This window comes from Streptomyces sp. NPDC051020 (assembly GCF_040683105.1).
Classification (GTDB): Bacteria; Actinomycetota; Actinomycetes; order Streptomycetales; family Streptomycetaceae; genus Streptomyces.
The window spans coordinates 1-2,188 of the sequence record NZ_JBFBCG010000210.1 but is presented as its reverse complement, the minus strand read 5'-3'; the positions used below and the strand labels follow the sequence as shown (position 1 = coordinate 2,188).

1 protein-coding gene and 1 pseudogene are annotated in these 2,188 nt (G+C 66.8%); one reads left to right on the top strand and one right to left on the bottom strand.

Annotation, left to right across the window (positions count from 1 at the left end):
• Positions 1 to 92 precede the first annotated feature (92 nt).
• A pseudogene (locus AB0N06_RS38715) lies at positions 93 to 764 on the bottom strand (NAD(P)-binding domain-containing protein); the annotation flags it as partial.
• Between the two features lie 84 nt (positions 765 to 848).
• On the opposite strand from AB0N06_RS38715, the gene AB0N06_RS38710 reads away from it, so the two are divergent.
• The gene (locus AB0N06_RS38710; RefSeq protein ID WP_366139347.1) at positions 849 to 1,220 is read left to right on the top strand and encodes a helix-turn-helix domain-containing protein; all 372 of its coding nucleotides are present in this window, start codon (positions 849 to 851) and stop codon (positions 1,218 to 1,220) included.
• Positions 1,221 to 2,188 lie beyond the last annotated feature (968 nt).

The window sequence follows — 2,188 nt, the reverse complement described above, 5'->3', positions numbered from 1 at the left end:
GTCACCCGCAGCCGCCTCGGACGCCTCACCCGCCAAGGCTTCCTCACCCAGCCCGGACGGGGCCTCTACCGGAAAGGGACTTAACGACCTCTCAGGATGTCGCCAATCGAGTCAGCGGAGGAAAGCAATTCTGGTAGTGCTTCCTCGGCGTTCATTCCTGCGGTGCCTAGCATCGCGGTGGCGTGCATCAGTCCGGACAAGGTAGTGAGGAACACCGCGAGTTGGGCTTGATACATCATCTGGGCGAGGCCTGGGTCTTCGCCCAGATGCTTTGGCGTTCCCAGCAGTGTCAACGCCGCCAGGTGGCTCTCCATCACTTGGTCGCGGCCGCTGTAGTAGACATAGGCTGCCTCCGTGCCGACCATCGGCGCGGGGACCATGACACCTCCGGTGAGGAAGGTGGCGTCGTGGCCCGCTGCCCAGGTTGCTGCCTCGCGTGAGCGGTCGGGAGTGTCAGAGCTCAGGTTGACCAGCGTCCGGCCGGCGAGCGATGCGGTGGCGCTGACGAGGATGTCGTACATCGCCTGGTAGTCGGTGAGGCTGAGGATCACGAGGTCACTCGCTTCGACCGCTTCGCTGGGTGTCGCCGCGAGCGTTGCTCCTTCGGTGACGACTCCGTCGGCCCGACTGGCGGTGCGGTTCCAGACGGTGACCGGGTGGCCGGCGGTGAGGAGGGTGCGGGTCATCGCCTGGCCCATCGGACCAAGCCCGATCACGGTGACAGCGCTGTCTTGCCTGGTGGTGTGGTTCTGTTGTTCGTTCACCCCTCCATGTTCAGAGAGCGTCACTACTCTCGGAAGTACCTACTATTTTCTGCGGTACTTACCTTTTCGTAAGGGGGATCAGTGATGGCCAAGGCGCCGAGATGCGGGCCTTACATCTGCGGCATCGACGCTGCGCTCGACGTGGTGAGCGGCAAGTGGAAGGGACTGATCCTCTGGGAGCTTCATGCCCATCGCATTCGCCGCTTCGCTGAGCTCCGTCGCGGTCTGCCGGGAGTGAGCGAGAAGATGCTGACGCAGCACCTGCGTGAGATGGAGGAGGACGGTCTCGTGCACCGAGAGGTGTATGCCGAGGTACCGCCGCGGGTGGAGTACTCCCTGACTGAGCACGGGCGCACCCTTAATCAAGCGCTTGGGCCACTCGGCGCCTGGGGGGTTGAGCGGATGCGTCGCGAAGGCTCCGAAGCGGTCGACGTAGCCGAGACCTCACACGGGTAAGCATTGGCTTTCCGCGACGCCGGACTCTCTGGTCGAACGCCTCTTGACCTGGGCCATGGGTTCCCGGTTCGCGGCGCGTGCGGCGGCGAGGTCCTCGCCCGTTCGACGAGTTCAGCGCGGAGATCGAGGATCTGCTGTTCCAGCTCGATGGTGCGGCGTGTGAGCGTCTCGATGTCGGCCGGGGCGCCGAGGCCGGAGGCTTCCCAGGCCGCCTGTCCCAGAGAGCCGCCGTTCGGGGCGGGTGATGTGCGCGGACAGTCGTCCGTTGCGGGCCGTGAGGTTTGCGACGTCGGCCAGCAGCGACTGGCGGCTGACCTGCGTTCCCGCGGTCGTGCCGGGCGGGGGCCGGCCCGCGCGGGCGAGGACGGCCGCGTGCAGGTCTCCGTGGCGGTGGATCAGGCTGTGGTGGACGCCGGCGGCGCGGGTGACCGAGACACTTGGTGATGTCGAACGAGCTGAACGCCCCCTGGCTCTTCCCCCGACCCAGCGACCAGGAAAGCCGCTGACCAGCCGACAACTCGCCAATCGACTTCTCACCATCGGGCTTCCCTCCGAAGCTGGCCGATGCGCGGCACTCCTCGACCTCGGCGTCCAGATGCCTCCGGCCGTTCTCCAAGGCCTCCTCGGCGTCAGTTCCTTCGCTGCCGAGCGGTGGGCCGCAGGGGCCGTCAGGGCAGCCTGCGCAGCCGAGGTGGCCCGCCGATCAGACGGCTGACACCGATACACCTATGATGCGCCCCACCGATCCCTCCGCCCGCGCCTGTACCTACGGCGCGCCAAGTCGGTGACCCCGCTGAGGCGGCGGGCGGCGTCGGCCGATTCCTCGGACACGGTCACGCGTATGTGGGATCTCGCCCCCGCGAGATCTAGGTCCTGAGAGGGCGTTAAGTCCGTTTCTGATAGCGGCCGCGTCCGGGTTGTTCGAGGAGTCCCTGGCGGACGAGTCGTCCCAGGCGGGAGCGGGTGAC